General features: G+C 63.8%; 23 protein-coding genes and 1 tRNA gene. 8 read left to right on the forward strand and 16 right to left on the reverse strand.

Translation table 11 applies throughout. The features are described from left to right. Positions 1-32: 32 nt before the first annotated feature. Together DKK67_RS09815 and DKK67_RS09820 are read right to left on the reverse strand one after the other, a co-directional pair. Entirely contained in the window at positions 33-479 is a 447-nt protein-coding gene (locus DKK67_RS09815) for a hypothetical protein (protein ID WP_111496175.1), read from the reverse strand. Between the two features lie 16 nt (positions 480-495). Next, on the reverse strand, positions 496-840 hold the full coding sequence (locus DKK67_RS09820) for a hypothetical protein (protein ID WP_162628806.1): 345 nt from the start codon (positions 838-840) through the stop codon (positions 496-498). 183 nt (positions 841-1,023) lie between these two features. On the opposite strand from DKK67_RS09820, the gene DKK67_RS09825 reads away from it, so the two are divergent. The 3 genes from DKK67_RS09825 to DKK67_RS09835 all read left to right on the forward strand — a co-directional run bounded on the left by DKK67_RS09825 (position 1,024) and on the right by DKK67_RS09835 (position 3,635). Further along, positions 1,024-1,803, forward strand: a complete 780-nt coding sequence (locus tag DKK67_RS09825; RefSeq protein ID WP_111496177.1) for an SDR family NAD(P)-dependent oxidoreductase — start codon at positions 1,024-1,026, stop codon at positions 1,801-1,803. 104 nt (positions 1,804-1,907) lie between these two features. Next, on the forward strand, positions 1,908-2,315 hold the full coding sequence (locus DKK67_RS09830; protein WP_111496178.1) for a hypothetical protein: 408 nt from the start codon (positions 1,908-1,910) through the stop codon (positions 2,313-2,315). A 78-nt stretch (positions 2,316-2,393) separates the two neighbouring features. Then, complete coding sequence (locus tag DKK67_RS09835; protein WP_111496179.1) at positions 2,394-3,635, forward strand: saccharopine dehydrogenase family protein; 1,242 nt, start codon at positions 2,394-2,396, stop codon at positions 3,633-3,635. A 15-nt stretch (positions 3,636-3,650) separates the two neighbouring features. Here the strand turns inward: DKK67_RS09835 and cydC are convergent, their stop codons facing one another. The 4 genes from cydC to DKK67_RS09855 are packed head-to-tail and all read right to left on the reverse strand — an operon-like array spanning position 3,651 to position 9,522. Beyond that, positions 3,651-5,312: a thiol reductant ABC exporter subunit CydC gene (gene cydC / locus DKK67_RS09840; protein ID WP_111496180.1), complete on the reverse strand. Its 1,662-nt coding sequence runs from the start codon at positions 5,310-5,312 to the stop codon at positions 3,651-3,653. Continuing rightward, positions 5,305-7,059 (reverse strand): thiol reductant ABC exporter subunit CydD, encoded by a 1,755-nt coding sequence (gene cydD / locus DKK67_RS09845; RefSeq protein WP_228160562.1) that lies wholly within the window; start codon positions 7,057-7,059, stop codon positions 5,305-5,307. The genes cydC and cydD overlap by 8 nt, the downstream gene beginning before the upstream one ends. Next, positions 7,043-8,044, reverse strand: coding sequence for a cytochrome d ubiquinol oxidase subunit II (cydB, locus tag DKK67_RS09850; RefSeq protein WP_111496181.1), 1,002 nt, complete (start codon positions 8,042-8,044; stop codon positions 7,043-7,045). Before cydB ends, cydD begins: the two co-directional genes overlap by 17 nt. Before the next feature lie 2 nt (positions 8,045-8,046). Continuing rightward, positions 8,047-9,522, reverse strand: a complete 1,476-nt coding sequence (locus DKK67_RS09855) for a cytochrome ubiquinol oxidase subunit I (protein ID WP_111496182.1) — start codon at positions 9,520-9,522, stop codon at positions 8,047-8,049. A 258-nt stretch (positions 9,523-9,780) separates the two neighbouring features. Between DKK67_RS09855 and DKK67_RS09860 the strand changes: the two genes are divergently transcribed. Next, positions 9,781-10,401 (forward strand): class I SAM-dependent methyltransferase, encoded by a 621-nt coding sequence (locus DKK67_RS09860; protein WP_111496183.1) that lies wholly within the window; start codon positions 9,781-9,783, stop codon positions 10,399-10,401. A 131-nt stretch (positions 10,402-10,532) separates the two neighbouring features. Next, positions 10,533-10,619, forward strand: a tRNA-Leu gene (locus tag DKK67_RS09865). A gap of 90 nt (positions 10,620-10,709) precedes the next feature. Here DKK67_RS09865 and DKK67_RS09870 read toward each other — a convergent pair. Genes DKK67_RS09870 through DKK67_RS09880 form a run of 3 tightly spaced genes read right to left on the reverse strand, consistent with a single transcriptional unit; the run spans position 10,710 to position 12,918 of the window. Further along, positions 10,710-11,231, reverse strand: a complete 522-nt coding sequence (locus DKK67_RS09870; RefSeq protein WP_111496184.1) for a DUF192 domain-containing protein — start codon at positions 11,229-11,231, stop codon at positions 10,710-10,712. 2 nt (positions 11,232-11,233) lie between these two features. Beyond that, complete coding sequence (locus tag DKK67_RS09875; protein ID WP_111496185.1) at positions 11,234-11,995, reverse strand: ABC transporter permease; 762 nt, start codon at positions 11,993-11,995, stop codon at positions 11,234-11,236. Further along, positions 11,992-12,918 (reverse strand): ABC transporter ATP-binding protein, encoded by a 927-nt coding sequence (locus tag DKK67_RS09880; RefSeq protein WP_111496186.1) that lies wholly within the window; start codon positions 12,916-12,918, stop codon positions 11,992-11,994. The genes DKK67_RS09875 and DKK67_RS09880 overlap by 4 nt, the downstream gene beginning before the upstream one ends. 403 nt (positions 12,919-13,321) lie before the next feature. Here DKK67_RS09880 and DKK67_RS09885 point away from each other — a divergent pair, with 403 nt between their 5' ends. Together DKK67_RS09885 and DKK67_RS09890 are read left to right on the forward strand one after the other, a co-directional pair. Next, entirely contained in the window at positions 13,322-13,699 is a 378-nt protein-coding gene (locus DKK67_RS09885; RefSeq protein ID WP_162628807.1) for a PilZ domain-containing protein, read from the forward strand. Between the two features lie 131 nt (positions 13,700-13,830). Beyond that, positions 13,831-14,301: a hypothetical protein gene (locus DKK67_RS09890; RefSeq protein ID WP_162628808.1), complete on the forward strand. Its 471-nt coding sequence runs from the start codon at positions 13,831-13,833 to the stop codon at positions 14,299-14,301. 21 nt (positions 14,302-14,322) lie between these two features. Here the strand turns inward: DKK67_RS09890 and DKK67_RS09895 are convergent, their stop codons facing one another. From DKK67_RS09895 to DKK67_RS09925, 7 genes are all read right to left on the reverse strand, one after another. After that, positions 14,323-15,798 (reverse strand): PhnE/PtxC family ABC transporter permease, encoded by a 1,476-nt coding sequence (locus tag DKK67_RS09895; RefSeq protein WP_111496189.1) that lies wholly within the window; start codon positions 15,796-15,798, stop codon positions 14,323-14,325. 13 nt (positions 15,799-15,811) lie between these two features. Beyond that, the gene (locus tag DKK67_RS09900; protein ID WP_111496190.1) at positions 15,812-16,462 is read right to left on the reverse strand and encodes a phosphonate ABC transporter ATP-binding protein; all 651 of its coding nucleotides are present in this window, start codon (positions 16,460-16,462) and stop codon (positions 15,812-15,814) included. Further along, positions 16,462-17,319 (reverse strand): putative selenate ABC transporter substrate-binding protein, encoded by an 858-nt coding sequence (locus DKK67_RS09905; RefSeq protein ID WP_111496840.1) that lies wholly within the window; start codon positions 17,317-17,319, stop codon positions 16,462-16,464. Before DKK67_RS09905 ends, DKK67_RS09900 begins: the two co-directional genes overlap by 1 nt. Positions 17,320-17,454: 135 nt before the next feature. After that, a complete protein-coding gene (gene selD / locus DKK67_RS09910; RefSeq protein WP_111496191.1) occupies positions 17,455-19,731 on the reverse strand; it encodes a selenide, water dikinase SelD in 2,277 nt (758 codons plus the stop codon). Between the two features lie 158 nt (positions 19,732-19,889). Continuing rightward, the gene (locus DKK67_RS09915; protein ID WP_111496192.1) at positions 19,890-20,600 is read right to left on the reverse strand and encodes a helix-hairpin-helix domain-containing protein; all 711 of its coding nucleotides are present in this window, start codon (positions 20,598-20,600) and stop codon (positions 19,890-19,892) included. 214 nt (positions 20,601-20,814) lie between these two features. Then, positions 20,815-21,324 (reverse strand): hypothetical protein, encoded by a 510-nt coding sequence (locus DKK67_RS09920; protein WP_322873907.1) that lies wholly within the window; start codon positions 21,322-21,324, stop codon positions 20,815-20,817. A gap of 221 nt (positions 21,325-21,545) precedes the next feature. Beyond that, on the reverse strand, positions 21,546-23,072 hold the full coding sequence (locus tag DKK67_RS09925) for a bifunctional GNAT family N-acetyltransferase/carbon-nitrogen hydrolase family protein (RefSeq protein ID WP_111496194.1): 1,527 nt from the start codon (positions 23,070-23,072) through the stop codon (positions 21,546-21,548). A 235-nt stretch (positions 23,073-23,307) separates the two neighbouring features. On the opposite strand from DKK67_RS09925, the gene DKK67_RS09930 reads away from it, so the two are divergent. After that, positions 23,308-25,197 carry a methyl-accepting chemotaxis protein gene (locus DKK67_RS09930; protein WP_204355763.1) on the forward strand — a complete coding sequence of 630 codons (1,890 nt, stop codon included), beginning with the start codon at positions 23,308-23,310 and terminating at the stop codon, positions 25,195-25,197. Position 25,198: the final 1 nt, after the last annotated feature.

Here is a 25,198-nt window from a genome sequence, read left to right on the forward strand (position 1 = left end):
CTAGGCAGTTCGTCGCCGAAGGAGAAGCCCGATCAGCGTTTGTCGCGGGGACGGCGCGGGCGGCCGCGGTTCATGCCGATGATGACGTTGGCCAGGGCGTGGACGTGGCGGTTGGCCACGCGGATGGAGCGGTAGACGGTGCGGGAGGTGCCGTCGTGGATTTCCCGGGCGCGCTGGCTGCGCTGGCGGACCACGTCGTTGGGGGCAAGCCGGTCGATGGCTTCGAACGTGGTGGTGGTGACCAGACGGTGCACGACCTCCACGGCGCTGGCGCCTTCTTCCACCGACTGTCGCAGCAGCCGGCGGCGGTTATCGGCCTCGATCCAGTCGAAGCGCCGGCGTTTGACGGGGGATTCGGCGGCCACCAGCGAGCGGCTGAGTCTGCCCAGCGCGCGTTCCTGCCGGTGCGCCTCACGCACGGCCAGGGCCAGTATCAGGGCCGTGGTCAGAACCAGGATCATCGTCGCCAGAGTCATCATCGATCGCGGGCTCCTGTCACCGGTATTCCACGTTCATTTCCGCCTCGATGCCCCGGGAGGTCAGCTCGGCACCCACTTCGCGCATGACTTCCTGATAGACCCGGCGGCTGATCATGTTGGGCATGTGGTCGGCCATGATGCGCGCCGAACGGGATTCCCGCCGGGCCACACCCAGCGGGTCCAGCACCCGTACGGTCAGCACCAGGTAGGGCTCTTCCAGGCTCTCGTCCAGCGGCTGCCCCAGGGCGGCGATGCGCTCCCGGGCGTCTTCGAGCAGGCGCGCCTGTTGGCGCAGCCGGAAAAACAGCAGGGCTGCGACGACTGTGAGCGCCAGGACACACAGGAAGAGAAAGACCGTCAAACCGTGATCCTCCATGCTGTTATTCCCCCCACATTCATGGCTTGCTGTGTTCACTCCGCCCCCGTTACATGACAGGGTACGCAGGCACAGTGTGAGTTACCGGGGCGGCCTTGCGATTGGCCGAACTGCCGTTTCACCCCTGCATTCCCGGAAATCCAACAGGCCGTTGAGAAGGAACCCGACATGGCCCGAACCGCTCTCGTCACCGGCGCCTCCGCCGGAATCGGCGAACGCTTTGCCCACCGCCTCGCGGAGGCCGGATACGACCTGATTCTCACCGCCCGCCGGGAAGACCGGCTCAACGCGCTGGCGCAAACGCTCAGCGAGCGGTTTGCGGCCCGGTGCACGGTCATTCCGACAGACCTGGCCGAGCCCGCCCAGGTGCAGTCGCTGCTGGACAGGCTGGATCGGGACGACTTGCAGGTCGATTTCCTAGTCAACAACGCTGGCTTCGCCGCCCGCACCAGTCTGGTGGCCAGTGATTGGGCGACGCTGCAGCGGGAAATCCAGGTCATGGTGTCCGCGCCGACAGAGCTTATGATACGCCTGGGCCAACGCATGGTGGAACGTGGTTATGGAAACATTGTCAATGTAGCGTCACTGGCCGCGTTTGCACCGCCACCGTCGGGCATGCTTTATACCGGGATCAAACGCTACCTGCTGGACGTCTCGCAAAGCGCCGACATGGAATTCCGGCGTTCGGGCGTCCGCGTCACGGCGTTGTGCCCGGGCTTCACATACACTGAGTTCCACGATGTCCAGGGAACCCGGGAGCAGGTGAGCCGCCTGCCGGGTATTTTCTGGCAGGATGCGGACGCCGTGGCCCGGATCGGATTGCAGGCCGCGCTGGCGGGTAAGGCCGTGTGTGTGCCGGGGCGCTTCAATCGTGTGCTGGCCGCCGTATGCGATGCGTTGCCGGCCTTTGCCCGGTATCAGTTGGGCCGGCGCGGCCGGATATACTGAGCCACTTGTGCTGCTCAAGCGTACGTGCAGCCGTGAGTGCTCTGAGAACACACTGAATGGATAACGCACCGAAAACCGGGAACCATCAACAGAGGAAAGCAGGCATGGAATGGATCAAGGCCTTTATCGCGGGCGTACTGGCAACGCTGATCTTTCACCAGGGGTTGTTCAGCGTCTTTTACCTCGCGGGTGTGGTGCCGGCAGAACCCTATAACCTGGCGCCGGTGCCGCCGCTGGGCGTGCCGTCGGTCCTGTCGCTGGCCTTCTTCGGCGGGCTGTGGGCGATTCCGATCTGGGCGCTGATCCGTCACCTCAAGCCCTGGCCGCACTGGAGCCTCGCCGTGCTGCTTGGCGCCATCGGCCCGACGGCGGTCGCCATGCTGGTCGTCTTCCCCCTCAAAGGCATTCCCGTGACGCCCCAGACCTGGGTCGGCGGCCTCATCCTGAACGGTTTCTGGGGGCTGGGCGTGGCGCTGTTCATGAAGATCATGGTGGTCCGCAAGATTTGGTGAGGAAGGTCTGAAAAAATGGTTAAAACAGCAAGATAAAAGAATAACTTCAAGTCATAGATGACAGGAGATGAACGCATTATGAGCGAGAAAGCTTTCGACATCGTGGTCTTCGGGGCCACCAGTTTCGTCGGCCAGATCCTGAGCCGTTACCTGATGCAGCAGTACGGCGTGGACGGCGAACTGAAATGGGCCATTGCCGGTCGTTCCGAACCCAAGCTGGTGACGCTGAAATCGAGCCTGGGCGACGCCGCCAAGGAGCTGCCGGTGGTCGTGGCCGACGCCTCGGACGAAGCCTCCCTGGCCAACATGTGCGCCCGCACCCGGGTGGTGATTTCCACCGTCGGTCCGTACGCGCTATACGGCGAGCCCCTGGTACGGGCGTGCGTCGAGGCCGGCGTGGACTATTGCGACCTGACCGGCGAAGTGCAGTGGATCCGCCGTATGGTGCAGACGTACGAAGCCCGGGCCAAGGAAACCGGTGCCCGCATCGTGCATTGCTGCGGTTTTGATTCGATTCCCTCGGACCTGGGCGTGTATTTCCTGCAGCAACAGGCGCAGCAGCGGTTCGGTACGCCGTGCAACACCGTGAAGATGCGGGTCAAGGTGGCCAAGGGCGGGATGTCCGGCGGCACCGTGGCCAGCCTGGTCAACGTCACCAAGGAAGCGCTGGCCGATCCAGCACTGCGCAAGGAACTGGCCAACCCGTATTCGATCTGCCCGCCCGAGTTTCGCCCGAAGCGTCGTCAGCACAACGTCAAGGCCGCGGAATACGACGAGGATTACGGCGCCTGGACCGCGCCGTTCATCATGAGCGCCATCAATACACGGGTGGTGCATCGCAGCAACGCGCTGACCGGCGCCGCCTACGGTCGCGAATTCGGCTACGACGAAGCCATGCTGACCGGGCGCGGCCTGAAAGGGCGGGCAACGGCGCTGGGCATCGCCGCCGGCCTGGGCGGCTTCATGGCGGCCACGGCGATCAAGCCGGCCCGCTGGGCCCTGGAGAAGTTCGTGTTGCCCAAACCGGGCGAAGGACCCAGCCCCAAGGCCCAGGAAGAAGGGTTCTACGATCTGCGCTTCGTTGGTATTTCCGAGAAAGGCGAGCTGATCCGCACCAAGGTGACTGGCGATCGCGACCCCGGCTACGGCTCCACCGGTAAGATGCTGGGTGAGGCGGCCATGTGCCTGGCTTTCGACATTGACGCCAGCGAGCGCCAGGCGGGCGGTTTCTGGACACCGGCATCGCTGCTCGGCCAACCGCTGCTCGATCGCCTGACCGCCAAGGCCGGGCTGACGTTCGAGGTCATCGACGGCAAATAGTCCACGGCCGGGCGTTCACGCGCCCGGCGGATTCACCGGGATCGTCCGGTGCATGGGCGGCAGGGCGTTGGCATCGTGGGCGAGTCCGACCACGGTCCTGCCGCTCAGCTCAATGGCCAGGGCGGCGGAGACTTTCTCCGCGGTGCCGCGATCCAGCCCGGTGAAGGGCTCATCCAGAATCACGATTGGCGCCTCCAACAGCAAGGTGCGCGCCAGGGCCACTCGGCGGGCCTCGCCGCCGGAGAGTTGCCGCCCGGCTTCACCCACCCAGGTCATCAGCCCCAACGGCCAGCTGTCCACCGCTTCAGCCAGATGCACCACTTCCAGCACATGCCAGATCTCGCCCGCGGTAACGTCCGGGCGAGCCATCTTCAGGTTATCCAGTAAGGTCCCGTTGAACAGGTGGGTTTTCTGGGTCAGGTAGGCCACGCCACGCCGGGATCCCAGTCCGTCCATAGGCCAGCAGACCTGGCCGTTCACCAGGATCTCGCCGTCGTCCGGCGTCAGCAGGCCCGCCGCCAGATCCGCCAGGGTGGACTTGCCGCTGCCAGAGGTGCCGATCAGCCCCACGTGATCGCCGGGTTCGAGCGCCAGATCGAACTGGCGGAAAAGCGGCCGGCTTTCGCCGTGGGCGTAGGACACCTGGCGCCAGGCCAGCTCGCCGGGGTGCTCGAACAGCAGCGAACGCGACGTTTCCGGTGTTTCATTCTTCACTTCATTGTTGAGGCGCCGGGCCGACGCCACCGTGCCCCCAAAGTCCGCGTACGCCGGCGGCAGGGCGGTGAAGACTTCTCCCAGCCCGAGCACGGCCAGCGCCATCAGAACCGCCACGGGCCCGGTGACCGTTTGCGCCTCGAAGGCAATCAAACCCATCACCAGTGCGAGCAATGAGGCACCCTGCAGCACCCAGGTCACCAGGCCCTGGGCGCGCGCCACTGAGCGCTCGGACGCGTACTGCGGCCCCATCATGCGATCGTCGTCGGCCATCAGTCGACTGTGCTGCACGCCCAGCAGGCCGGCGGCCCGCAGCTCGGCCTGGCCTTCGACGGTGTCGATCAGGTGGCCGCGCAGGGCTTCCAGGTCGTCGACACGTCGCGCGCTGCGCCGTCGGTTGGACAGCGCCAGGAAGGCCGTCACGGTCACGCCCAGCGCGAGCAGGATCAGCGCCAGATACAGCGCCAGGGCCTGGCTGACCAGCAATGCCAGCGCCGCGACGCCGGCTATCGCCACGACGCCCACGCCCACCGGTGCCAGCAGCCGGAGGTAGAGGTTGTCGAGGGCGTCGATGTCCTGAACCATCCGGCTGAGCCGGTCCGAGGCGCGGCTGAACCGGTGTTCGTGGGGCAACTGCCGGGACAGGGTGGCGAACAGTCGCACGCGCAGATCGGCCAGCAGCCGCAGCACCGTATCGTGGTTGAACACCCGCTCCACGTAGCGGGCGACCGTGCGGGTGATCGCGAAGGCGCGAATACCGCCGCCGGGCGCGTAAATGTCCAGCGTTGCCTTGATACCCAGCGCCAGCAGGCCGCCGGTAATGGCCGACGCCGTCAGGAACCAGCCCGACAGGGCCAGCAGGCCGATGGCGGACAGCACCGTCAGCAGGATCAGCAGACCGCCCACCAACAGTCGCCCGCGCCGTTTCAGGACCAGCTTGAGCCAGGGCCAGAGATCACGCATCGGCCACGCCTCCCTTCTCGACGCGGATCACCCGATCCGCCATCGCCAGCAGGGCCGGGTGGTGGCTGGCCATGACCAGGGTGCGGCCATCCTGCGCCAGTGTTTTGAGGGCATCGATCACTTCGGCTTCACTCTCCTCGTCGAGGCCGGCGGTGGGTTCGTCCAGGATCACCAGCGGGTAATCCGCCAGGAAAATACGCGCCAATGCCAGACGCCGCCGCTGACCGCCGGACAGACCCGCGCCGCCTTCGGAGACCGGGGCGTTCAGTCCCTGCGGGTGGTCGTCCACCAGGGGCCGCAGGCCGGCCCGGTTCAGGGCGTCCAACAGCGCGCTGTCGTCGGCCTTGGGGGCCACGATGCGCAGGTTGTCTGCCCAGCTCCCGGTCATCAGGAAGGGCGACTGCCCAAGCCAGCCGAACGGCCGGGCCCCGGGCGCTTCGTCAAAAACCCGCACATCGCCCGCGTCCGGTTCGACGAAACCGGCGATCAGGTGGAGCAGGGTGGACTTGCCGCTGCCGGAAGGGCCTTCCAGCCCGATCACCGAACCGGCGTCCAGCGTCAGCGACAGGTTGCGGAACAGCGGCGGGCGATCCGGGAAGGCCAGGGACACGTGGTCCAGCCTGATGCCCGCCGCCGCGACCGGCTGGCTCTGGCTGGGCCGCACGGGCTTCGGAGCGACGCCTTCCTGCGCGTTCAGGCGTTGCAGCAGGCTGTCCGCCGCGCCCAGGGCCGAGGCGCGATCGTGATAATGCTGGGACAGCTGGCGCAACGGCTGAAAGAACTCGGGCGCCAGCAGCAGAATGAACAGTCCGGTGAACAGGGTCAGCTCGGCGGCGCCGCCGAAGTCGATGTAACCCAGCAGGCCGAAGCCGATGTACATGGCGATCACCGCGATGGCGACCGAGGAAAAGAACTCGAGCACTGCGGAGGACAGGAAGGCGATCCGCAGGGTCTTCATGTTCACGCGGCGATACCGGTCGCTGACCTCGGCCACCTCGTGGGTGGCGTTCTCGGTCTGGCCGAACAGCTGCAGCGTGGTGAGCCCGCGCAGGCGATCCAGGAAATGCGCAGACAGCCGGCCCAGTGTCTCGAAATGCTGGCGGTTCAGGTGTTCCGCGCCCATGCCCACGAGTGCCATGAACAGCGGAATCAGCGGTGCGGACAGCAACAGGAAGCTGGCGGCAATGCCATCCATCGACACCACCACCAGCAGGATCAGCAGTGGCACCAGCACCGAAAGCACCATCTGCGGCAGGAACCGGGCGAAATAGCCGTGCAGCGCTTCCACTTGCTCCAGCCACTCGCTGGCCAGGGTGGCGGCGCTGGTCCGGGACAGGCTGACCGGCCCCAGCGACTGCCAGCGGCGTAGCAGATCCTGCCGCACGCGCTGACGGATGATGCGGCTGGAGGCCGCCGCGGCGTTGTCCCGCAGAATCTGGAAGCCGCCGCGCAGGGCTATGGCCAGCAGGATGCCGCCGACAATGGGGAAAGCGGTTTCCAGGGGAACGTGGTCGGTGATGACCTGGGCCGCGAGCCAGGCGGTCAGGCCCAACTGCACGACCATGGAGATGGCCGAGGCCATCCCGCCAATCACTGCCAAACGTACCTGGGGTCGGGCGTCGGCGGCCAGCTCGTTCAACCAGCGCCGGGCCGCACGCTGCCGTTCCCGAGGTATCGAAGCATCACCCCCGGCGCGGGCGCCGGAGGTGGTCTGAGTGTCCGCCGTTGCCTCAGTGGTAGCCGACACCGGCCTTCACCTTGCCGCGGAATACCCAGTAGGACCATGCCGTGTACATCAGCACGATGGGAATGACGAACAGCACACCCAGTAGCAGGAAGAGCTGGGATTCCGGCGCGGAGGCGGCGTCCCACAGGGTGTACTCGGGCGGCACCACGTAGGGCCAGCGGCTGGCCAGCAGGCCCAGGTAGGTGAAGCCGAACATTCCCATGGTGGCGACGAACGGCATGCCTTCGCTGCGTTTGCCCACGTGGCGGAAGATCTGGAAAGCGCAGAACAGGGCCAGCGCCGGGAAGATCCAGATCACCTCGATGGTGGAGAACCAGCGATCACGCACCAGCTCGTCGACGAACGGAGTCCACACGCTGACGATCGCGAACACCACCAGCACCGCCAACAGCAGCGGGCGGGTGATCTTGTAGGCCCATTCCTGGATATAGCCCTCGGACTTGAGGATCAGCCAGGTGCTGCCCAGCAGCGCGTAGCCGGCCATCAGCCCCAGGCCGGTGAGCACGGTGAACGGCGTGAGCCAGTCCAGCGCGCCGCCCACGTAGACGCCGTTCTGGGTCTCAAACCCCTGGATGTAGGCGCCCACGACGCAGCCCTGGGCGAACGACGCGACCATGGAACCGCCGGCGAACGCCCAGTTCCAAAGGTAGCGGGACGTGCGCGCCTTGAATCGGAACTCGAACGCCACACCCCGGAAGATCAGCCCCGCCAACAGCAGGAACACGCCGATGTAGAGCGCCGGCAGGAAGATCGAGTAGACCAGCGGGAAGGCGGCCAGTAGGCCGGCACCGCCGAGCACCAGCCAGGTCTCGTTGCCGTCCCACACCGGGGCAACCGAGTTCATCATCACGTCCCGTGCCTGCTCGTCCGGCGCGAACGGGAAGAGGATGCCGAGGCCCAGGTCGAAGCCGTCCATGAGCACGTACATGATCACACCAAAGCCGATAATCACGGCCCAGATCAGGGGCAGGTCCAACATTGCCATGATTAGTGGCCTCCTTTGTTCAGGGGAGTGGCGTCAAAATCGCTGTCTTTGCCGGGGTTATCCTTGCCCGGCCCGTCTTTGCCAGGATAGTCACCGGACTCGAAGGTAACGTGCGCGGCGGACAACGGACGCATGGGCCGGTCGTGTTCCTCGTCGACCTGATCCTCGTCCTCCAGCCCCATCTGCAGCACCCGGAACAGGTAATAGACGCCCGCAGTGAACACCATCGCGTAGACCACGATGTAGCCGATCAGCGTGAACAGGGCCATGCCGCCGGTCAGCGACGGGGTGACCGCTTCGGCCTGGGTCATCATGCCGTAGACCAGCCAGGGCGCGCGGCCCACTTCGGTTACGAACCAGCCGGATAGCACCGCCAGAAAGGGCGCCACACTCATGAACCGCAGCCCCTGCAGGTACCAGCGGGTGCTGTAGAGCTTGCCGGTGATCCGCAGCGCCAGACCGCCGAGACCGAACAGGATCATCAGCATGCCCATGGCCACCATGACCCGGAAGCTCCAGAACACGATCCACACCGGCGGCTGCTCGTCAGGGGGCGATTCCTTGAGGCCGGGCACCACGCCGTTCCAGTCGTGGGTCAGGATCAGGCTCGCCATATGGGGGATGCCGATTTCCACCAGGTTGCTCTGGGTGTCGTTATCCGGCCAGGCGAACAGCAGCAGGGGCACGTCGGCTTGGGTTTCCCAGTTGGCTTCCATGGCCGCCACCTTGGTGGGCTGGTGCTCCAGCGTGTTGAGGCCGTGGAAGTCGCCCACGACGGCCTGAGCCGGCGCCAGGAACAGGATCAGCCACAGACACATGGACAGCGCCTTGCGGTTGGCTTCCACCTCGCGCTTGAGCAGCAGGTACCAGGCGCTGACGCCGGCGACCACGAAGCTGCCGGTGAGGAACGACGCCATCACCATGTGAGTAAAGCGGTACGGGAAAGACGGATTAAAGATTGCCTCGGACCAGGACAGCACGTGGAACATGCCATCGCGGAACTCCACGCCCTGCGGCGTCTGCATCCAGCTGTTGGCCACCAGGATCCAGAAGGCCGAGATGAAGGTCCCCAGCGCCACCATCAGGGCCGAAAACAGGTGCACGCCGGGCGGCACCTTGTCGCGCCCGAACAGCAGCACCCCAAGGAAGCCCGCCTCCAGGAAGAAGGCCGTGACCACCTCATAACTCAGCAGCGGCCCGATGAAGTTGGCCGACGCCTGGGAGAAGTTGCTCCAGTTGGTACCGAACTGGAACGACATCACGATGCCGGAGACCACCCCCATGCCGAACACCACGGCGAAGACTTTCGTCCAGAACGCGGAAAGCTTTTCCCAGGCGGGATTCTGGGTGCGGTAGAACAGTCCTTCCAGGACCGCTATGTACGACGCCAGACCGATCGTGAAAACCGGGAATATGGCGTGAAACGAGACGACGAATGCAAACTGGATTCTCGACAGGAGTATCGGATCAAGATCCACGGGGACCTCCGGCACAATGGGTAGTTATGGCAAACCAGGACGGGCTGGAACTGCCGCTCAAACGAATACAAAATGCCATCTGAGGAGTTGTTGTAACCGGCATTGGATAGGATCGAAGCAGGGCACATTCCCCCGGCTTCTGAAGAGCTCGTTCAGCCTACCTGTCGTGTTGTCTTACGCATTGATACAAATCAAGAACATGAACTTCAATGAGGTCAAAGACATCCTCAATATTAGTGTGCAATTTGGAGGCGTCCAATGTCGCTCTACGAATCTCATGTCCTGCCTCATCTGATCAACTGTGCCTGCAGCATCGGGCCCATCATGAAACTGCGTCAGCAGGTGGTGCCCCAGTGCCGCGGCACGGTGCTCGAAGTGGGCATGGGATCGGGGGTAAATCTCCCGTACTACCATCCCGACAGGGTGGACCGAGTATGGGGCCTGGAGCCGTCCGAAGGGATGCGACGGATTGCCGCAGAGAACGTCGCGCGGGCGCCGGTCGACGTGCAATGGCTGGATCTGCCGGGCGAACGGATTCCGTTGGCGGACAACAGCGTCGACACCGTGCTGCTGACCTTCACCCTGTGCACCATTCCCGACTGGCACCGTGCGCTGCACCAGATGGCCCGCGTCCTCAAACCTGACGGCCAGCTCCTGTTCTGCGAACACGGCCGCGCCCCGGACCCCGGCGTACGCCGCTGGCAGGACCGCATCAACCCAATCTGGATGCCCGTCGCCGGCGGCTGCCACCTGAACCGGCCCATTAACCGCCTGATCGAGCAGGCCGGCTTCCGGATCGAGCGTATGAACACCCAATACCTCAAGAAGGCGCCGCGCATTGCGGGCTATGTCTATGACGGCGTGGCAGTGACGCGCTAGGGTAGGGAATAAGGCAGAAGAAGAGGCGAAAACCGAGGGGGAAGCGTGCAGAAAATGCTCAATTTTGACGGTAAGATTGCGATCCCAGACAGCTACTTATACAATCCCCGCCTCCTTCCAGCACTCCCTCTGCCCGGGTGGTGAAATTGGTAGACACTGGAGACTTAAAATCTCTTGACCGCTAGGTCGTGCCGGTTCGAGTCCGGCCCCGGGCACCACTTTTAAATCAAGTCTTTACGCACAACTAAGGCAAGCCCGTTGTTGGGACGTGGTCGCAAAATGGTCGCAGTGTATCCGTGACGCGTCGATCATGCAGCCTCAGGCAACTGAACCGGGCAAATCTCATCACTGGCGATCTGGATCACTCGATCCCCAACCAAAACCTGCTTCTCCCGGAAGAATCCCTGGTTCATTTCCAGCGCCCAGACGTGTTCCGCGCCGGCCGGGTAGGTTGGGCAGCGGCTGGGGTTGTCGGCGGTGCAGGGGAGCATTTTGCGGATGGCTTTGATTTCGCCGGTCTGGTCGATGTAGGCGATGTCCAGCGGGATGAAGGTGCGGTACATCCAGAAGGTGGCGTCGGCGGCGCGCGGCTGTTTGTAGACGAACAGCATGCCGTGGTCGGCGGGGAGGGACTCGCGGCCCATCAGGCCGCGTTCGCGTTGGGACGGGGTAACCGCCAATTCCACCGTAATGGGCACCACGCCCTTGCGGGATTCGAGGCACAGGCGTGCGGTTTCCAACGCCTGCTCGGTTTCGGCGGTGGCGCGGCAGCCGACGAGGGCGATTTGGGTGGCCACCAGAAAACCCGTCCAGACAAACAGTCGCTTCATCGTCAGCTTCTCAGGCGGTAGCCGGTCTTGAAGATGTAGGCGATGATGCCGATGCAGATGATCAGGAACAGGAAGGTCATGCCCGCGCTGACCACCACGTTCACGTCGGATATGCCATAGAACGCCCAGCGGAATCCGCTGATCAGGTACACCACCGGGTTGAACAGGGTGATGGTCTGCCAGATCGACGGCAGCATGCTGATGGAGTAGAAGGTGCCGCCCAGGAACACCAGCGGCGTGACGATCATCAGCGGGACGATCTGCAGCTTCTCGAAGCTGTCCGCCCAGATGCCGATGATGAACCCGAGCAGGCTGAAGGTGATGGCCGTCAAAACCAGGAACAGGAACATCCAGACCGGGTGGTCGATGTTGTAATCCACGAACAGGCGGGCGGTGGCGAGGATGATCAGCCCCAGTATCACGGACTTGGTGGCCGCCGCGCCCACGTAGCCGACTACCACCTCCACGTACGACACCGGTGCTGACAGCACCTCGTAGATGGTGCCGGAGAATTTGGGCATGTAGATGCCGAAGGAAGCGTTGGAGATGCTCTGCATCAGCAGCGACAGCATGATCAGGCCGGGGATGATGAAGGCGCCGTAACTGACGCCGTCGATGTCGCCCATGCGGGAGCCGATGGCGGAGCCGAACACCACAAAGTAGAGCGAGGTGGAGATGACCGGCGACAGCACGCTCTGCATGAGGGTGCGCCACATGCGGGCCATTTCGAATTTGTAGATTGCGCGTATGCCGTGGGTGTTCATGAGTTCGCCTTCACCAGGTTGACGAAAATATCTTCCAGGGAGCTTTCCCGGGTGCGCAGGTCCTTGAAGTCCATGCCCTGTTCGGCGAGCCGGCGGAGCAGGGTGGCGATGCCGGTGCGTTCTTCGGCGGTATCGAAGGTGTAGACCAGCTCGCTGCCGTCGTCGGACAGTTCCAGGTCCAGATCCGACAGCCCCTCGGGCACGGCCTCCAGCGGTGCCTGCAGATGCAGCCGCAGCTCCTTCTTGCCGAGCTGGCGCATCAGGGCGTTCTTTTCTTCCACCAGGATCAGCTGGCCCTGGCTGATGACGCCGATGCGATCGGCCATTTCCTCGGCTTCTTCGATGTAGTGCGTGGTCAGGATGATGGTCACGCCGTTCTCACGCAGGCCGCGCACCATTTCCCACATTTCCCGGCGCAGTTCCACGTCGACCCCGGCGGTGGGCTCGTCCAGGAACAGTATCTGCGGCTCGTGGGACAGGGCCTTGGCGATCATCACCCGGCGTTTCATGCCGCCGGACAGCGCCATGATGCGGGAGTCGCGCTTGTCCCACAGGGACAGGTCCTTGAGCACCTTCTCGATGTGCGCGTCGTTGGGCGCCTTGCCGAACAGGCCGCGGCTGAAGCAGACGGTGTCCCACACGGTCTCGAAGGCGTCTGTGTTGAGTTCCTGGGGCACCAGGCCGATTTTGGAACGGGCCGCGCGGTAGTCGCGCACGATGTCGTGGCCGTCGGCCAGCACGGTGCCGCTGGTGTGGTTGACCAGGCCGCAGATGATGCTGATCAGCGTGGTTTTGCCCGCGCCATTGGGGCCCAGCAGGGCAAAGATCTCACCCCGGTTGATGTCCAGGTTGATGTCCTTCAGGGCCTGATGGCCCGAGGCGTAGGTCTTGTAGACGTTCCTGACGGAAATATCCGGATGCACGCGCGCTCCTGTCTCGGCTGGGGCAACCGTCAACGCTCGTTGCCTGACTGGAATGGAAAGGGTGACCGGCCCTTGGCGGGCAGTCGGCCATTCTAAACGATTCGTAAGCCATCGCGCACGGTTCCTGATCCCAACAGAGTACAGCGACAAGGCGTGCCGGGATGATACAAATCATGGATCTACGGGAAACCACGTACCCGGAGAGCGTAGTTCAGGACGCCGGTTCCAGTTATTGGCGATTTTTGAGGAGCTTTGGCGTCGAACGTTTGGCGTTTTTGTGCAAAGAATTGTGAAAAATACGCTTTTTCGGAAAAATTCCACGTTCGTGCAAGGATTGGCTTGATAAGGTCCGCTAAAAATGACGATGTCCGGGAAACGGAACGGCACAACCAGGCAGGACGGCATGACCGAACGACGACGGCGAGAACGGCTTCCTTTTATCCGGATGGGTGCGCGCATCCGGGTGCGTCGACACCTGTTTACCAACCGTTGGCTGGACGTCGCCGTGCGTGATTTCAGTCGCATGGGGATGGCCATCATTGCGGAACAGGAATTCGAGGAAGGAGACATCATCCAGTTCAGCCTGCGGCTGGATACGGAAGTGGGCGACATCACCGTGAAGCAGGCGTTGGGTGTGGTGCGCAACGCCCGGGTGGACGACGAAGGCACGATCTACGGCATCGAGTTTGCCGGCGACCAGCGCCCCTCGGTCACGGAGTCCCTGTCCCGCATCGAAAGCGTGTTGTCTCGGTTCCGCGCCGTCTCCGAACGCATGCGCTGATCCGCGCTGCCGCAGCGGAAGCTTTGACCGCCGTAGCCAGGCCCCGTTTTTTCGGCGAAAATGCCCGCCCAATGGGTCGATGCCGATCATCGCGTCGCCGTGAATCTGTCGAGATGGGGAGTCTCATTGCCGTGCTGCGGGCTTTACTGGTTATTATCATTATTGTTGGGGCGGTGAGCCTGATGGTGTTCGGGCCGCAGTATCTGCGGACGCTGCAATCCGAGCCCGCCGCATCGGCACAAGACACGGCGGCCGATGTCTGCGACCTGTCGGGCGGGCCGTGCCAGTGGTCCGGCTCCGGTGACGGCTGGCAGGTCAGCCTCGAACGCCGCAATCCGGATGCCCCCGAACAGCTGGCGCTGCGCGTGAAGGCTCCGGCTGACGCCTTGCCCGAGGGAGCGCTGGTCGCGGTGTTGTCCGGTCACAGCATGTACATGGGGGAATACCCGGTGCCGCTGCAAGCCAATGGCGGTGCCTACGTCGCTGAGTTCGAAGCGCCCCTGTGCAGCCAGGACCCGGACATGGCCTGGACGCTCGCGCTCCAGTCCGGCCAGCAAGCTCTGCCCCTGCCAATGAATCCCGTCTTCCGGACCCGCCACTGACACCGTCGCGATTCGGCTCCCTCAATGGCCTTCGCAGGTGAGTGACACCCTCAGCTTGAGATAACGCCGCACCCGGCGGGAAATGCCGTCGATGCCGATGTTGAGGGCCGCCGTCACCAGAATCAGGAGCAGGGCCTTGTCGAACTGGATGTTCTGGATGGCGCTGTCCACATAGAATCCGAGGGTGTAGATCCCCAGGATGCCGAGAATGGCGGTCTCGCGCATGATGATTTCCCAGCGATAGAACAGGAACGCCAGAAACGGGCTGTACAGCCGCGGCAGCAATTCGTAGCCGTAACGCTCGAGGCCTTGGGGCGCGTCCGGGCGCAGGGTCAGTTCATTGCTGCGCCGGCCGATCAGGTGGCCGATGATGCCGCCGTTGTGGATCGCCAGCGCCACGATCGCCGGTAGCATGGACGGTCCCCACAGCTGCAGCAGGATGTACGCCAGCATGTATTCCGGCGTGGAACGGGCGATCACCAGCAACACGTGGCCGAAGCCGCGCCGGATGGGCCCGCCGAAGTGATTCGAGATCAGCGGGAAGGCGAGCAGCGTGACAATCCCGGTCAGCGCCAGCGCCACCTGGGTCAGTATCAGCGTGTGCCAGATCCCGGGCAGCGCCTGGTCGATGGCCAGATCCGATAGCCACTGGCCGAATGCGGCCATTCCGTCACCGTCACGCAACGGGGACGGCACGATGTCCTGGGTGAAGAAGCGCACCACGTTGCCCCAGACGATGGGCAGTCCGTCGCCCAGGAAGAACGGGGCGGCGATCACGTAGAGCGGAATCAGTCGCGGCCGCGCCCAGAGCCGCAGCGAGGCAATCAGCACGTAGAACAGCAGGAGCAGGGCGCCAACTTCGGAGTAGTACCCCTGGGAGAACGAGGATTCCAGGTAGTAGCCCAGCGTGGGCAGCCCGACGAAGCCCAGCACCGCACTGGAACGCAGGCCGCACTCCAGCCGGTAGGAGGTGTAGCTGATCAGGTGCGGCAGGGCGTCGGGAATCCGTGCATAGACAAAGGCGGACAGGGCGTTCACGCCGCGTGGCAGAACCTTGTGCGGGGTTGGGTCCGTCTCGTCCAGGATCTCTGAGTAGACCTTGGCGAAGATGCCGGCGTAGGGAATGGCGATGGCCAGCACGCCGGTGAGCGGGTGGAACCCGAAGAACTGCAGAAAAATCAGTGCCCAGAAAAGTTCGTGAATCGCGCGGATGAAGGCGCAGAAGACGCGCACGGTGCGAAAGCGGAAGGCCAGCGCCAGCGCGAAACCCGCCACACTGCCCAGGGCTACGCCGGTAAAGGCAAAGGCCAGGGTGCGCAGCAAGGCGGTGCCAATGGCCTCAAGGGAGAAGAAATCCGGCGTGACGATGCCGAAGAACAAGTGCGCCAGATCTTCCCATGGATTGACCGTGGTGATTGCCAGGTCGGCAGCAAACAGGCACAGGATCGCGACGGCGAGGAACGCGAGGGTGATTCTGACGGAAGGCGCCCGCAACATATCCGTTGAACGATCAGTAAAGCGGGAGGATGTCGCCGGCGCTGAGCCGGTCGCTGGCGTCGTCCAGCACGATCTGGCCGCCTTGCAGGCCGACGATGCGATTACAGTAGCGCAGCGCCAGGTCGATGTCGTGCAGGGCGATGACGCTGGTGGGGTAATGCTCGGTCATGCAGCCCATGACCACGTGCGCCAGCGGGCCATCGAGGGCGGATACCGGCTCGTCGGCCAACAGGATGTCCGACTGCTGGTACAGCGCCCGGGCCACCGCGGTGCGCTGCTTCTGGCCACCGGAGAGGGCTTCGACCGGTGATTTGAGCTTGTCGGCCATACCCAGCTTGTCCAGCAGCGGCTCGATCTGCGCCACTTCGGCCGAGCGCGGCCAGACCAGGTTCATCAGGTTGTACCAGCGCGAGTGGCGGTTCAGCCGCCCCATGTAGACGTTATGGAAAACGGACAGGGACTGCACCAGCCCCTGTTCCTGCGGCACCAGCGCGGCGCGGTCGCGGACCTGCTCGTACAGCAGATTGAGCAGGGTCGACTTGCCCACCCCGCTGCCACCGACCAGGGCGACGTGTTCGCCCGGCCGGAGGTCCAGCGAGATGGGGCCGAGAACCTGGCGTCCGCCATAGGCGGCGCTCAGGTTGCGCAGGTGCACGGCATCCATTAGTCGATGATGCCGATCTTCTCGGCGGTGGCGCGGATGGAGTCGTAATCCGCGTTGCTGGCCGGGATGAACGCCGAGCGCGGGAACTTGTTGAGCAGCTCCGGATCGTCCATGTTGACCAGCGCTTCCTGAACCCGCGCCTGGAAGCCATCACCGAAGCGCTCGTTGACGTCGCCGCGGATGGTCCACTGGTAATCCTGGTAGTGCGGGGTTTCCCAGATCACGTGGACGGCGTCGGTATCGATCTTGCCCGCTTCCAGCTCGCTTTCCCACACGGAGTAGTTCACCGCGCCCACCTGGTAGGTCCCGGACTCGACCAGGCGAATGGTGCGTGAATGATTGCCGCTGAAGCCGACGCGGCTGAACACATCTTCCGGCGCTTCGCCGAAGGCCTCACGAATGTAGTATTCCGGCATCAGGCGGCCGGACGTGGAGCCCTTGGAACCGAAGGTGAAGGTCTTGTCCTCGATGGCGGACGGGAAGTCATCGGACTTCTCCAGGCCGGTGCTCTCGTGGGCAATGAAGTAGGTGACGAACTGGGTGTCTTCCTGACCCTGGGCGATGGCTTCGGAGCCGGGCACCAGCGCGCGTGCCTGGACGCCGGACAGACCGCCGAACCACGCCAGCTGCACCTGGTTGTTGCGGAACGCGGATACCGCCGCGGCGTAGCTCTTGACCGGCACGTAGCGCACGTCCACGTCCAGCTGCTCCGACAGGTAGTCCGCCACGCTCTGGAAGCGTTCGCGCAGCTTGGTTTCGTCGTTGTCCGGAATCGCCGTAAAGACAAACGTGTCGGCCATCACCGGCGCCACCAGGGCCGCCGACAGCAGCAGGGCGCGTCGAATCTGTTTCAGCATCAGCAAGTCTCCGTTGTTTTCATTGAGCCGTTCCACGGCGCTGGAATCGTCGGGCGGTTCCCCGGCCAGAGATTGGCGCAAGAATACCGCCTATAGGTTGCTAAATGAAGCCGGGCGGGCAGGCGACTCCGCGCCTCAAGCGCTGGCCACGAGCCCCACCGGCGCCAGGTCGTCGCCGGATTCGGTCACCGTGCCGATGATCGCGGCCTGCGGGTAGCCCCGTTCGCGCAGGGCTTCGACGCAGGCCTCCGCCTGGTCAGCCGGTACGCCAGCCAGCAGCCCGCCGGCTGTCTGGGGGTCGAACAGGATCGGGTAGCGCGGGTGTGCGGCCATTGCCTGCTGGTTCCGGAGCGCGCGCCGCAGTCGCACGTTGGCCGGTTGCAGGGAGCTGAGGATGCCCTCGGCGAGCGTCTCTTCCGCACCGTCCAGTAGCGGCAGGGCGGACAGGTCCAGTGTGACGTCCACGCCCGACGGCCGGGTCATCTCCACCAGGTGGCCCAGCAGGCCGAAACCGGTCACGTCGGTGCAGGCGTGGGCGCCGTGTTCGATGAGGCATCGCGCGCCGCGCTGGTTGGACAGCTGCATCTGCTCAAGGGCGTTATCGATCCACCGGCCCCGGGTCTTCAGGCGCGGGTAAGCCGCAAACAGCGTTCCGGTACCGAGCGGTTTGGTGAGGATCAGCGCGTCGCCCGGGCGCAGCCCGTCCTTGCGCAGCGCCTGTGCCGGATCCACCAGGCCGTTCACGGCAAAACCCAGCGCCAGCTCACGCCCTTCGCCGGTGTGGCCGCCGACCAGGGCGCAGCCCGCCGCGTTCAGCACATCCACCGCACCGCTCATCATCTGGTAAACCAGCTCTTCCACCTTGGACTCCACGCCGCTGGGCACGGTGGCGACGGCCGTGGCGGTCTGCGCATCGGCGCCCATGGCGAAAATATCGCCGAGGCTGTGGTTGGCGGCGATGCGGCCAAACACATAGGGGTCGTCGACGAACGCCCGGAAGAAATCGATGGTCTGGACGCTGGCCTTGCCGGGCGGTACCGCGACGATGGCGGCGTCGTCCGGCGAGTGTAGGCCGACCAGGACATCGTCGCGATCCACCGGCCGAATCCTGTCCAGCGCGCGGGACAGGACGGTGCTGCCCACCTTGGCGCCGCAGCCGCCGCAGCGCATGGCCACCGCCGAGATGGCCTGGGCCGCGTCTTCCTCGCTGGCCGCCGCCCGGGTGTCCGCCGCACCGGATTCTTCCGCCATCGCCGGCAGGTCGTTGAATCGGGCCATGAACGTGCGGTCGATACGATCCTTCCAACGCCAGACCCAGCGCCCCGCCAGGCTGACGTTGCCGCGGGAGGCGATCGCGTACTGATCGCCGGTGCTGATCAACGCCAGCCAGCGTGCCTGCGGCCGGAAGGGTCGCAACGGCTCGCCGAGGGCGGCGCGGGCCAGGTTGCGCGCCAACGGCATGCCCTGGCGCACCGCGAAGACGCCGGCTTTTTCCCGGGGGTAGTGGGTCATGTCGGCGATGTCGCCGGCGGCGAAGATGCGATCGTCGGATTCGGTCTGGAGCGTGTCGCGGGTCCGAATGAAGCCGTCATTGTTCAAAGCCAGCCCGGTGCTAGCCAGCCATGCGGGACCGCCGGCCTGGGTGACCCAGAGGGTTTCGTCCACCGCCTGGGACGAACCGCCGGCGGTGTGCAACTGACTGGCGGAGACGCGCACAACCGGGTCGCCGAAGTGGCACTGGATCTGGCGATCGTCCAGCACGTCAGCCATGCGCTGGCGCACTCGACGGTTGTGGGTCGGCAGCAGGGTGGATTCGGCGTCGAACAGATGGAACTGGAGCTGCCGCGGGTCCTTGCCCTGGGCCCGTAACTCGTTGCGCAGCCGGTACTGCAGCGCCAGCATCAGCTCGACGCCGCCGGCGCCCGCTCCGACGACGGCGATACTCATCGGCCCGCGGTGCTGCCGGACGCGTTCAAGCAGAGCCAGCCAGCGAGCGTTGAAATCCCGGATCGGCTTGACCGGCAGCGCGTGCTGGTCGGCGCCCTCCACATCCGCCAGACGGGGCGCGGAACCGATGTTGATTGACAGTAGGTCGTAGGCCACCGGTGGGCGGTTGCGGCACAGGACCCGCTGTGAATCCCGATCGATGCCGACGGCTTCGTCGTGGAAAAAGCGCGCCCCGGCAAACTCGGCCAGACGCCGCAGGTCGATGTGGACCTCATCGTAGCTGTAGTGGCCCGCCACATAGCCGGGCAGCATGCCGGAATAGGGCGTGTGGGTGTCGCGCGCAATCAGCGTGAGGCGCACGCCCGGCACCGGTTTCATCGCGAAGCGTTTGAGCACGCCAACATGGCTGTGGCCGCCGCCGACCAGGACGATATCGCGCAGGACGGGTTGTTCGGGCGTTTGCATCCGTGTTCCTTAACAGCTCGGGAGGCGACGTATGATACGCGTTGCAGCGCCGGACGGCAGCCGCCTGGCATGCCGGGCATAACACCGCACGTTCATGGACGCTGGAATAACCGGATCGAACAGGGGCGGCCCGGGCGGGCCGCCACCAGGGAAGGGGATCAGGCGAGCAGTTTCTTGGCCTCGGCCGACCAGCTGTCGTAGCCGCGCATGCTGGAGAACTGCTTCATCTTCTCCTTCTCGTCGGCGGAGGGCTCCGCGATCTGACGGATCGTGGTGATCCCCATCGCCTGCATCTTCTTTGCCGTGGCCGGCCCGATGCCCTTGACCTTGGTGAGGTCGGTTTGACTCACCGCGTTGGTCTTGGCTGCCGCTGGCTTCTTCGCAGCCGGCGCTTTGGCTGAGGATTTGGCGGGGGCCTTGGAGGAAGGCTTGGCTGAAGACTTGGCGGGCGCCTTCTTGCTCGCGCTCTTCGCGGTCTTCCCGGAGCCGTTACTGGCCTTCTTGGCGGTCTTGGCCTTGGCCGGAGTCGCTTGCTCGACCTTCTCGGATGCGGACTCGATGGCCTTGGTGGCACTCTTCTCGACTTCCTTGCTGGCCAGCCCGACCCGCTCAAGCAGGTGGTGCTGCAGATCGTGGAAGTCCTGCAGGCGACGGTCGAGTTCGTCGTTGAAGCGCTTCATCTCGCGCTCACGCAGTTTCTCGATTTCATCGAGTAGTTTCTTGATGGGTTCCTGGACCTGATTCTGCAGGGCGTCGAACTGCTTGAAAGCGTCGTTGATCAGTTTCTCGATCTGGTTGGAGGTCTTGTCGAATTCCTTGTTGACCTTCTTGACCAGCTTGTCCACACCGGCCTTTTCTTTCTTTGCCATGGCTTGGTTCCCCGTTTGCTATGGTTTTCAGACTGCGGCATTACACGGTTCTGGACGGCCGCCGACGCGTGGGTCGGTGCCTGCACAATCGATAGCGTCATTACCGACGGTCAACGAATCACCCGCGGTAACAACATCTGGGGAAGGGGATTCCGGCCCCGTCCCTGTGACCATTCAACAACCGGCCGAGCCTGGCTCGACGGGCGCAGGCGACTCAGGCGGTCTGGGTGGCGCCTGTCGTGCCCGGCTGCTCCCGGCGGGACTTCAGGGTCTGCTTGCGCGCCAGTACTTCCTGGATACGCTCGAGCTTCCCCCGCACGTCCGCGTCGGTTTTTTCGGCTGTATTAAGAAAATCAAGCGAGTAGAAGAAGTTGCTACAGTGTTTTCGCACTTCTACAACGAGCCCTTCGAGGCCTTCGGCGCGGATGTTTTCGAACGGCATCTTCATCACCAGATCGAACTGGATGGTGTCTCCAGGCTCGAAAACCTTGTCCGTCTTGAGAATGCATCCGTACTGGTCCAGCCCGAACAGGCGGGTCTCGACCATTTCTTTTCTGAACAGGCTCTTCTTGTAGCGGAAGCGCGCTGTCAGGTCGGGCAGGGGCTGTCTATCTGTAAGATCCATTGGATTAAGACCGTCGTCACGGCTCGCTTGGTTCTTGGTTCGGGACAGGGTGCTTCCGCTAAAGTCAGGTGGCGAAGTCGTTCGCCGGGCGGTCAGCACGTCTTCAGTCCGAAAGGCGTTGATCTGTCAATATTGCTCAAACTCTAGTCAGGCTTGCCCAATACCGCAATCCAGTCCCTTCGGAACAATAAGCGTTTTGAATCACCGTTCAAGTCTAACGGGTGTCGATCCAGGCCAAAAGTAGACCCAGAGTAACCATTTGTGACGTTTTGTGCCACGCCAGGCGAATGATCCTTCGCCCTAGCGTGGCAACGGTGCTGCTAATCGTCGTTCATACCCACGCTGTACATGTCGGTACGGCGGTCTTTCAGGTTGGTGACGGAGCCTTCGTTGCGGACCAGTTTGAGCTTCTCCAGGTCCATGTCCGAGAACATGATCATCTCGGTGTTGGGCGTGGTCTCCGCCATCACCGCATCGTGCGGGAAGGCAAAGTCCGACGGCGAGAACACGGACGACTGGGCGTACTGGACGTCCAGGTTCTCGACCTTGGGCAGGTTGCCGACGCTGCCGGTGATCACCACGTAGCACTCGTTCTCGATCGCACGGGCCTGGCCACAGTGGCGGACGCGCAGGTAGCCGTTCTTGGTGTCGGTCCAGAAGGGCACGCAGATGATGTCCACGTCCTGACTGGCGGCGATCCGCCCCAGCTCCGGGAACTCGATGTCGTAGCAGATCATGATGGCCACGCGCCCAGCGTCGGTATCGAACACCTGGAACTGGTTGCCGCCTTCGATGACCCAGTCGCGACGCTCGTGGGGCGTGATGTGGATCTTGCGCTGCTCGTCGACGCGCCCGTCCCGGTGACACAGGTAGGACACGTTATAGAGACGGTCGTTATCGAGCAGCGGCATGGAGCCGGTGATGATGTTGATGTTGTAGCTGACCGCCATCTCCGACATCTGGTCACGGAACTGTTCGGTGAATCCGGCCAGGAAACGAATCGCGCGGGTCTGGTCCAACTGGTCTGTCAGGCCCATCAGCGGCGCGTTGAAGAATTCCGGGAACAGGGCGAAGTCACTCTTGTAGTCGGACAGCGCGTCGACAAAGTACTCCACCTGCTTGAGCACTTCCTCCACGGAGGTGAACTCCCGCATCTGCCATTGCACGGCACCCATCCGCACCTGGGTCTTGCGCGTCTGCAGCACCGGCTGCGGCGGCGTGAACAGGATGTTGTTCCACTCGAGGAGCGTTGCGTAACCCATTGATTTTTCGTCCTCCGGCAGATACTTGTGCATCAACCGGGTGACCTGGAAATCGTTTGACAGCTGGAAGGTGAGGATCGGATCGTAGATCTCCTTGCGGTCCACGCGCTCGATGTATTCGGCCGGCGTGAACTGGTCGGAGAACTTGTGGTAATTGGGGATGCGCCCGCCAGCGAGGATCGCGCGGAAGTTGCGCGACCGGCACAGTTCCTTGCGCGCTTCGTAGAGCCGGCGACCGAGCCGGTAGCCGCGATAGTCCGGGTGGATAAACACGTCGAGACCGTAGAGCGCATCGCCCTTGGCGTTATGGCGGATGCGTTCGTTCTTGAGGATCAGGTCGTCGTAGGTATGCGGGTTACTGAAGCGCTCGTAGTTGACGCACACGGTCAGGGCCACGGCGATCAACTCGCCACTGTCCTCGATGCAGATCTGGCCGTCCGGGAACTGTTCCACCAGCCCCTGGATCGTGTCCTCCGGCCAGGCCCCGCCGATGTCGTCGTAGATCAGATCCATCAGCCCCTTGAGCTGCGGATAGTCGTCTGGAGTCAGATTGCGAAGATTGAGGTGCAGTTCTTCGTGGGCCATTCAGGCGTCTCCCGGGCAGGTTGGAGGCTGTTGCAGAGCGTTACAAAAAAGGCTGTTCAATAAGGGTTTAGCATAACAGATCCCAAGATGACCTTGCGGTAACATTCGCGCATCCATCACAGGGATGCTCGTCGTTCCCGGCTTGTCGCCGGAGTTGCCGCGGTCACCGCCGGCGGTTTCACGCCAGCATCCAACCCCCTTGATGCCAACCCCTGATGCTTGAGGAACGCTCCCCATGAGCAGTATGTCATTCGGCCAGAAGTTGCTGACCGCCGTGGCCATTCTTCTGATTATCGTTGTCAGCCTGTACGCGTTGACCGGCGACCGTCGTCTGGTCACCACAACCGAAACCTACGTAGAAGCCATGGTTGAGGATTCCGTCAACCAGAGCACCGCCAGCATTGCCGAATGGCTCAATGCCAAGATGGATATGACCGAGTCCACCGCCGCGGCCCTGGCGAAAGTGGACTCCAGGGCCCAGGCCCGCGTGCTGCTGCAGGCGGCCACGCGCGGTGGCGGCTTCAACGATGTCTACATCGGCCGCGCCGACGGCTTCATGATGATGCCCACCGAAGCCCGGGACGCCACACTGCCGGCTGACTTCGACCCACGCACGCGCCCCTGGTACAAGCTGGCCCGCCAGAAGGGCAGCGGCACCTTCACCGAGCCGTTCGTCAACGTCACCGACGGCGGCATCATCCTGTCCGCCGCGGCGCCGGTGAAATCCGGCACCTTCGAAGGCGTGGTCGGGGCCGACATCACCCTGAAGACGATCGACCAACTGCTGTCGTCCGTGACTCTGGCGGACACCGGCTACACCACGCTGATCAACCGTCAGGGCACCATTCTCTACCACCCGGACGCTGAGCTGGTGGGCAAGAACATCAAGAGCCTGCTGGGCAAAGCGCCGGAGCTGGATGGTGAGTCCCGGAGCTACACCATCGACGGAGAAGACTGGCGGGTAAGCTTCAACCACATCGACGATGCGCGCGCGGTCGACTGGTACCTGGGTACTGTCGCCAACGAAAACCTGATCATGGCACCGGTTCACGATGCGCGGGTCACCGGTTCGATCATTGCCGTTGTGGGCATTCTGCTGACCCTGGTGGTGCTGCACTTCATGCTGCGCAGCCTGATGGCGCCGGTACGCAACCTGCAGGGTGCCATGCAGGATATCGCCAGCGGCGAAGCGGACCTGACCAAGCGCCTGGAAATCAGTAGTCGCGACGAGTTCGGCCAGACCGCCGAGAACTTCAACGCGTTTGTCAGCAACGTACAGGCGGTCGTGCGGGACGTGCAGCGTGGCGCTATCGAACTGCGCGACGCCGTCGGCTCCCTGAAGCAGACCGCCAGCGCCAGCCGTGGCAGCGTCGAGAATCAGCAGGGCGAAATCGACATGGTGGCCACGGCCATCAACGAGATGTCCGCCGCCGCCAACGAGATCGCCCAGTCGGCCCAGCAGACGGCGGATGCCGCCAACACCGCCGACACCGATGCCCAGGAAACCCGCCAGACAGTGACCGCGTCCCGCGATGCCGTCGAGCGCCTGGCGTCCGAGATCGGTTCCGCGTCTGAAGTCATCGAGCGCCTGGGCCAGGACGTCACCCAGATCAACACCATCCTGGAGGTCATCCAGGATGTGGCGGAACAGACCAACCTGCTGGCCCTGAATGCCGCCATCGAGGCGGCCCGGGCGGGCGAAGCCGGTCGTGGCTTCGCGGTGGTGGCCGATGAAGTCCGCAGCCTGGCCCGTCGCACCCACGACAGCACCGAAGAGATCAACAGCATGATCGAACGGCTGCAAAAGGGCGCCGACGATGCCGTCAAGGTGATGCAGGATTCCCGCGCCATCTCCAATGTGTCCATGGAAAAAGCCCAGGACGCCATGGACGCCCTGAACCGTATTGCCGAGGCGATCACCTCGATCAGCAACATGACCACCCAGATCGCCACGGCGTCGGAAGAGCAGACGTCCGTCACCGAGGAACTCAACGCGTCCATCACGCGCATTTCCGAGCAAGGTCAGGAGGCCGCCCGCGCCGCCAGCGACAACGACCACTACAGCGGCAAGATCGACGAAATCGGCAGCCACCTGCACGACAACGTCGACCGCTTTATCGTCTGAG

This window comes from Marinobacter bohaiensis (assembly GCF_003258515.1).
GTDB lineage: Bacteria > Pseudomonadota > Gammaproteobacteria > Pseudomonadales > Oleiphilaceae > Marinobacter_A > Marinobacter_A bohaiensis.

Bases quoted from the DNA above. Each gene is read 5' to 3' on its own strand.
- DKK67_RS09885 (WP_162628807.1), top strand. From the start codon at position 13,322: ATGACCGAACGACGACGGCGAGAACGGCTTCCTTTTATCCGGATGGGT.
- DKK67_RS09900 (WP_111496190.1), bottom strand. From the start codon at position 16,462: ATGGATGCCGTGCACCTGCGCAACCTGAGCGCCGCCTATGGCGGACGC.
- DKK67_RS09905 (WP_111496840.1), bottom strand. From the start codon at position 17,319: ATGCTGAAACAGATTCGACGCGCCCTGCTGCTGTCGGCGGCCCTGGTG.
- DKK67_RS09925 (WP_111496194.1), bottom strand. From the start codon at position 23,072: ATGGCCCACGAAGAACTGCACCTCAATCTTCGCAATCTGACTCCAGAC.
- cydC (WP_111496180.1), bottom strand. From the start codon at position 5,312: ATGCGTGATCTCTGGCCCTGGCTCAAGCTGGTCCTGAAACGGCGCGGG.
- cydB (WP_111496181.1), bottom strand. From the start codon at position 8,044: ATGGCAATGTTGGACCTGCCCCTGATCTGGGCCGTGATTATCGGCTTT.
- DKK67_RS09815 (WP_111496175.1), bottom strand. From the start codon at position 479: ATGATGACTCTGGCGACGATGATCCTGGTTCTGACCACGGCCCTGATA.
- DKK67_RS09835 (WP_111496179.1), top strand. From the start codon at position 2,394: ATGAGCGAGAAAGCTTTCGACATCGTGGTCTTCGGGGCCACCAGTTTC.
- selD (WP_111496191.1), bottom strand. From the start codon at position 19,731: ATGCAAACGCCCGAACAACCCGTCCTGCGCGATATCGTCCTGGTCGGC.
- DKK67_RS09930 (WP_204355763.1), top strand. From the start codon at position 23,308: ATGAGCAGTATGTCATTCGGCCAGAAGTTGCTGACCGCCGTGGCCATT.
- DKK67_RS09825 (WP_111496177.1), top strand. From the start codon at position 1,024: ATGGCCCGAACCGCTCTCGTCACCGGCGCCTCCGCCGGAATCGGCGAA.
- DKK67_RS09875 (WP_111496185.1), bottom strand. From the start codon at position 11,995: ATGAACACCCACGGCATACGCGCAATCTACAAATTCGAAATGGCCCGC.
- DKK67_RS09860 (WP_111496183.1), top strand. From the start codon at position 9,781: ATGTCGCTCTACGAATCTCATGTCCTGCCTCATCTGATCAACTGTGCC.
- DKK67_RS09895 (WP_111496189.1), bottom strand. From the start codon at position 15,798: ATGTTGCGGGCGCCTTCCGTCAGAATCACCCTCGCGTTCCTCGCCGTC.
- DKK67_RS09870 (WP_111496184.1), bottom strand. From the start codon at position 11,231: ATGAAGCGACTGTTTGTCTGGACGGGTTTTCTGGTGGCCACCCAAATC.
- DKK67_RS09915 (WP_111496192.1), bottom strand. From the start codon at position 20,600: ATGGCAAAGAAAGAAAAGGCCGGTGTGGACAAGCTGGTCAAGAAGGTC.
- DKK67_RS09830 (WP_111496178.1), top strand. From the start codon at position 1,908: ATGGAATGGATCAAGGCCTTTATCGCGGGCGTACTGGCAACGCTGATC.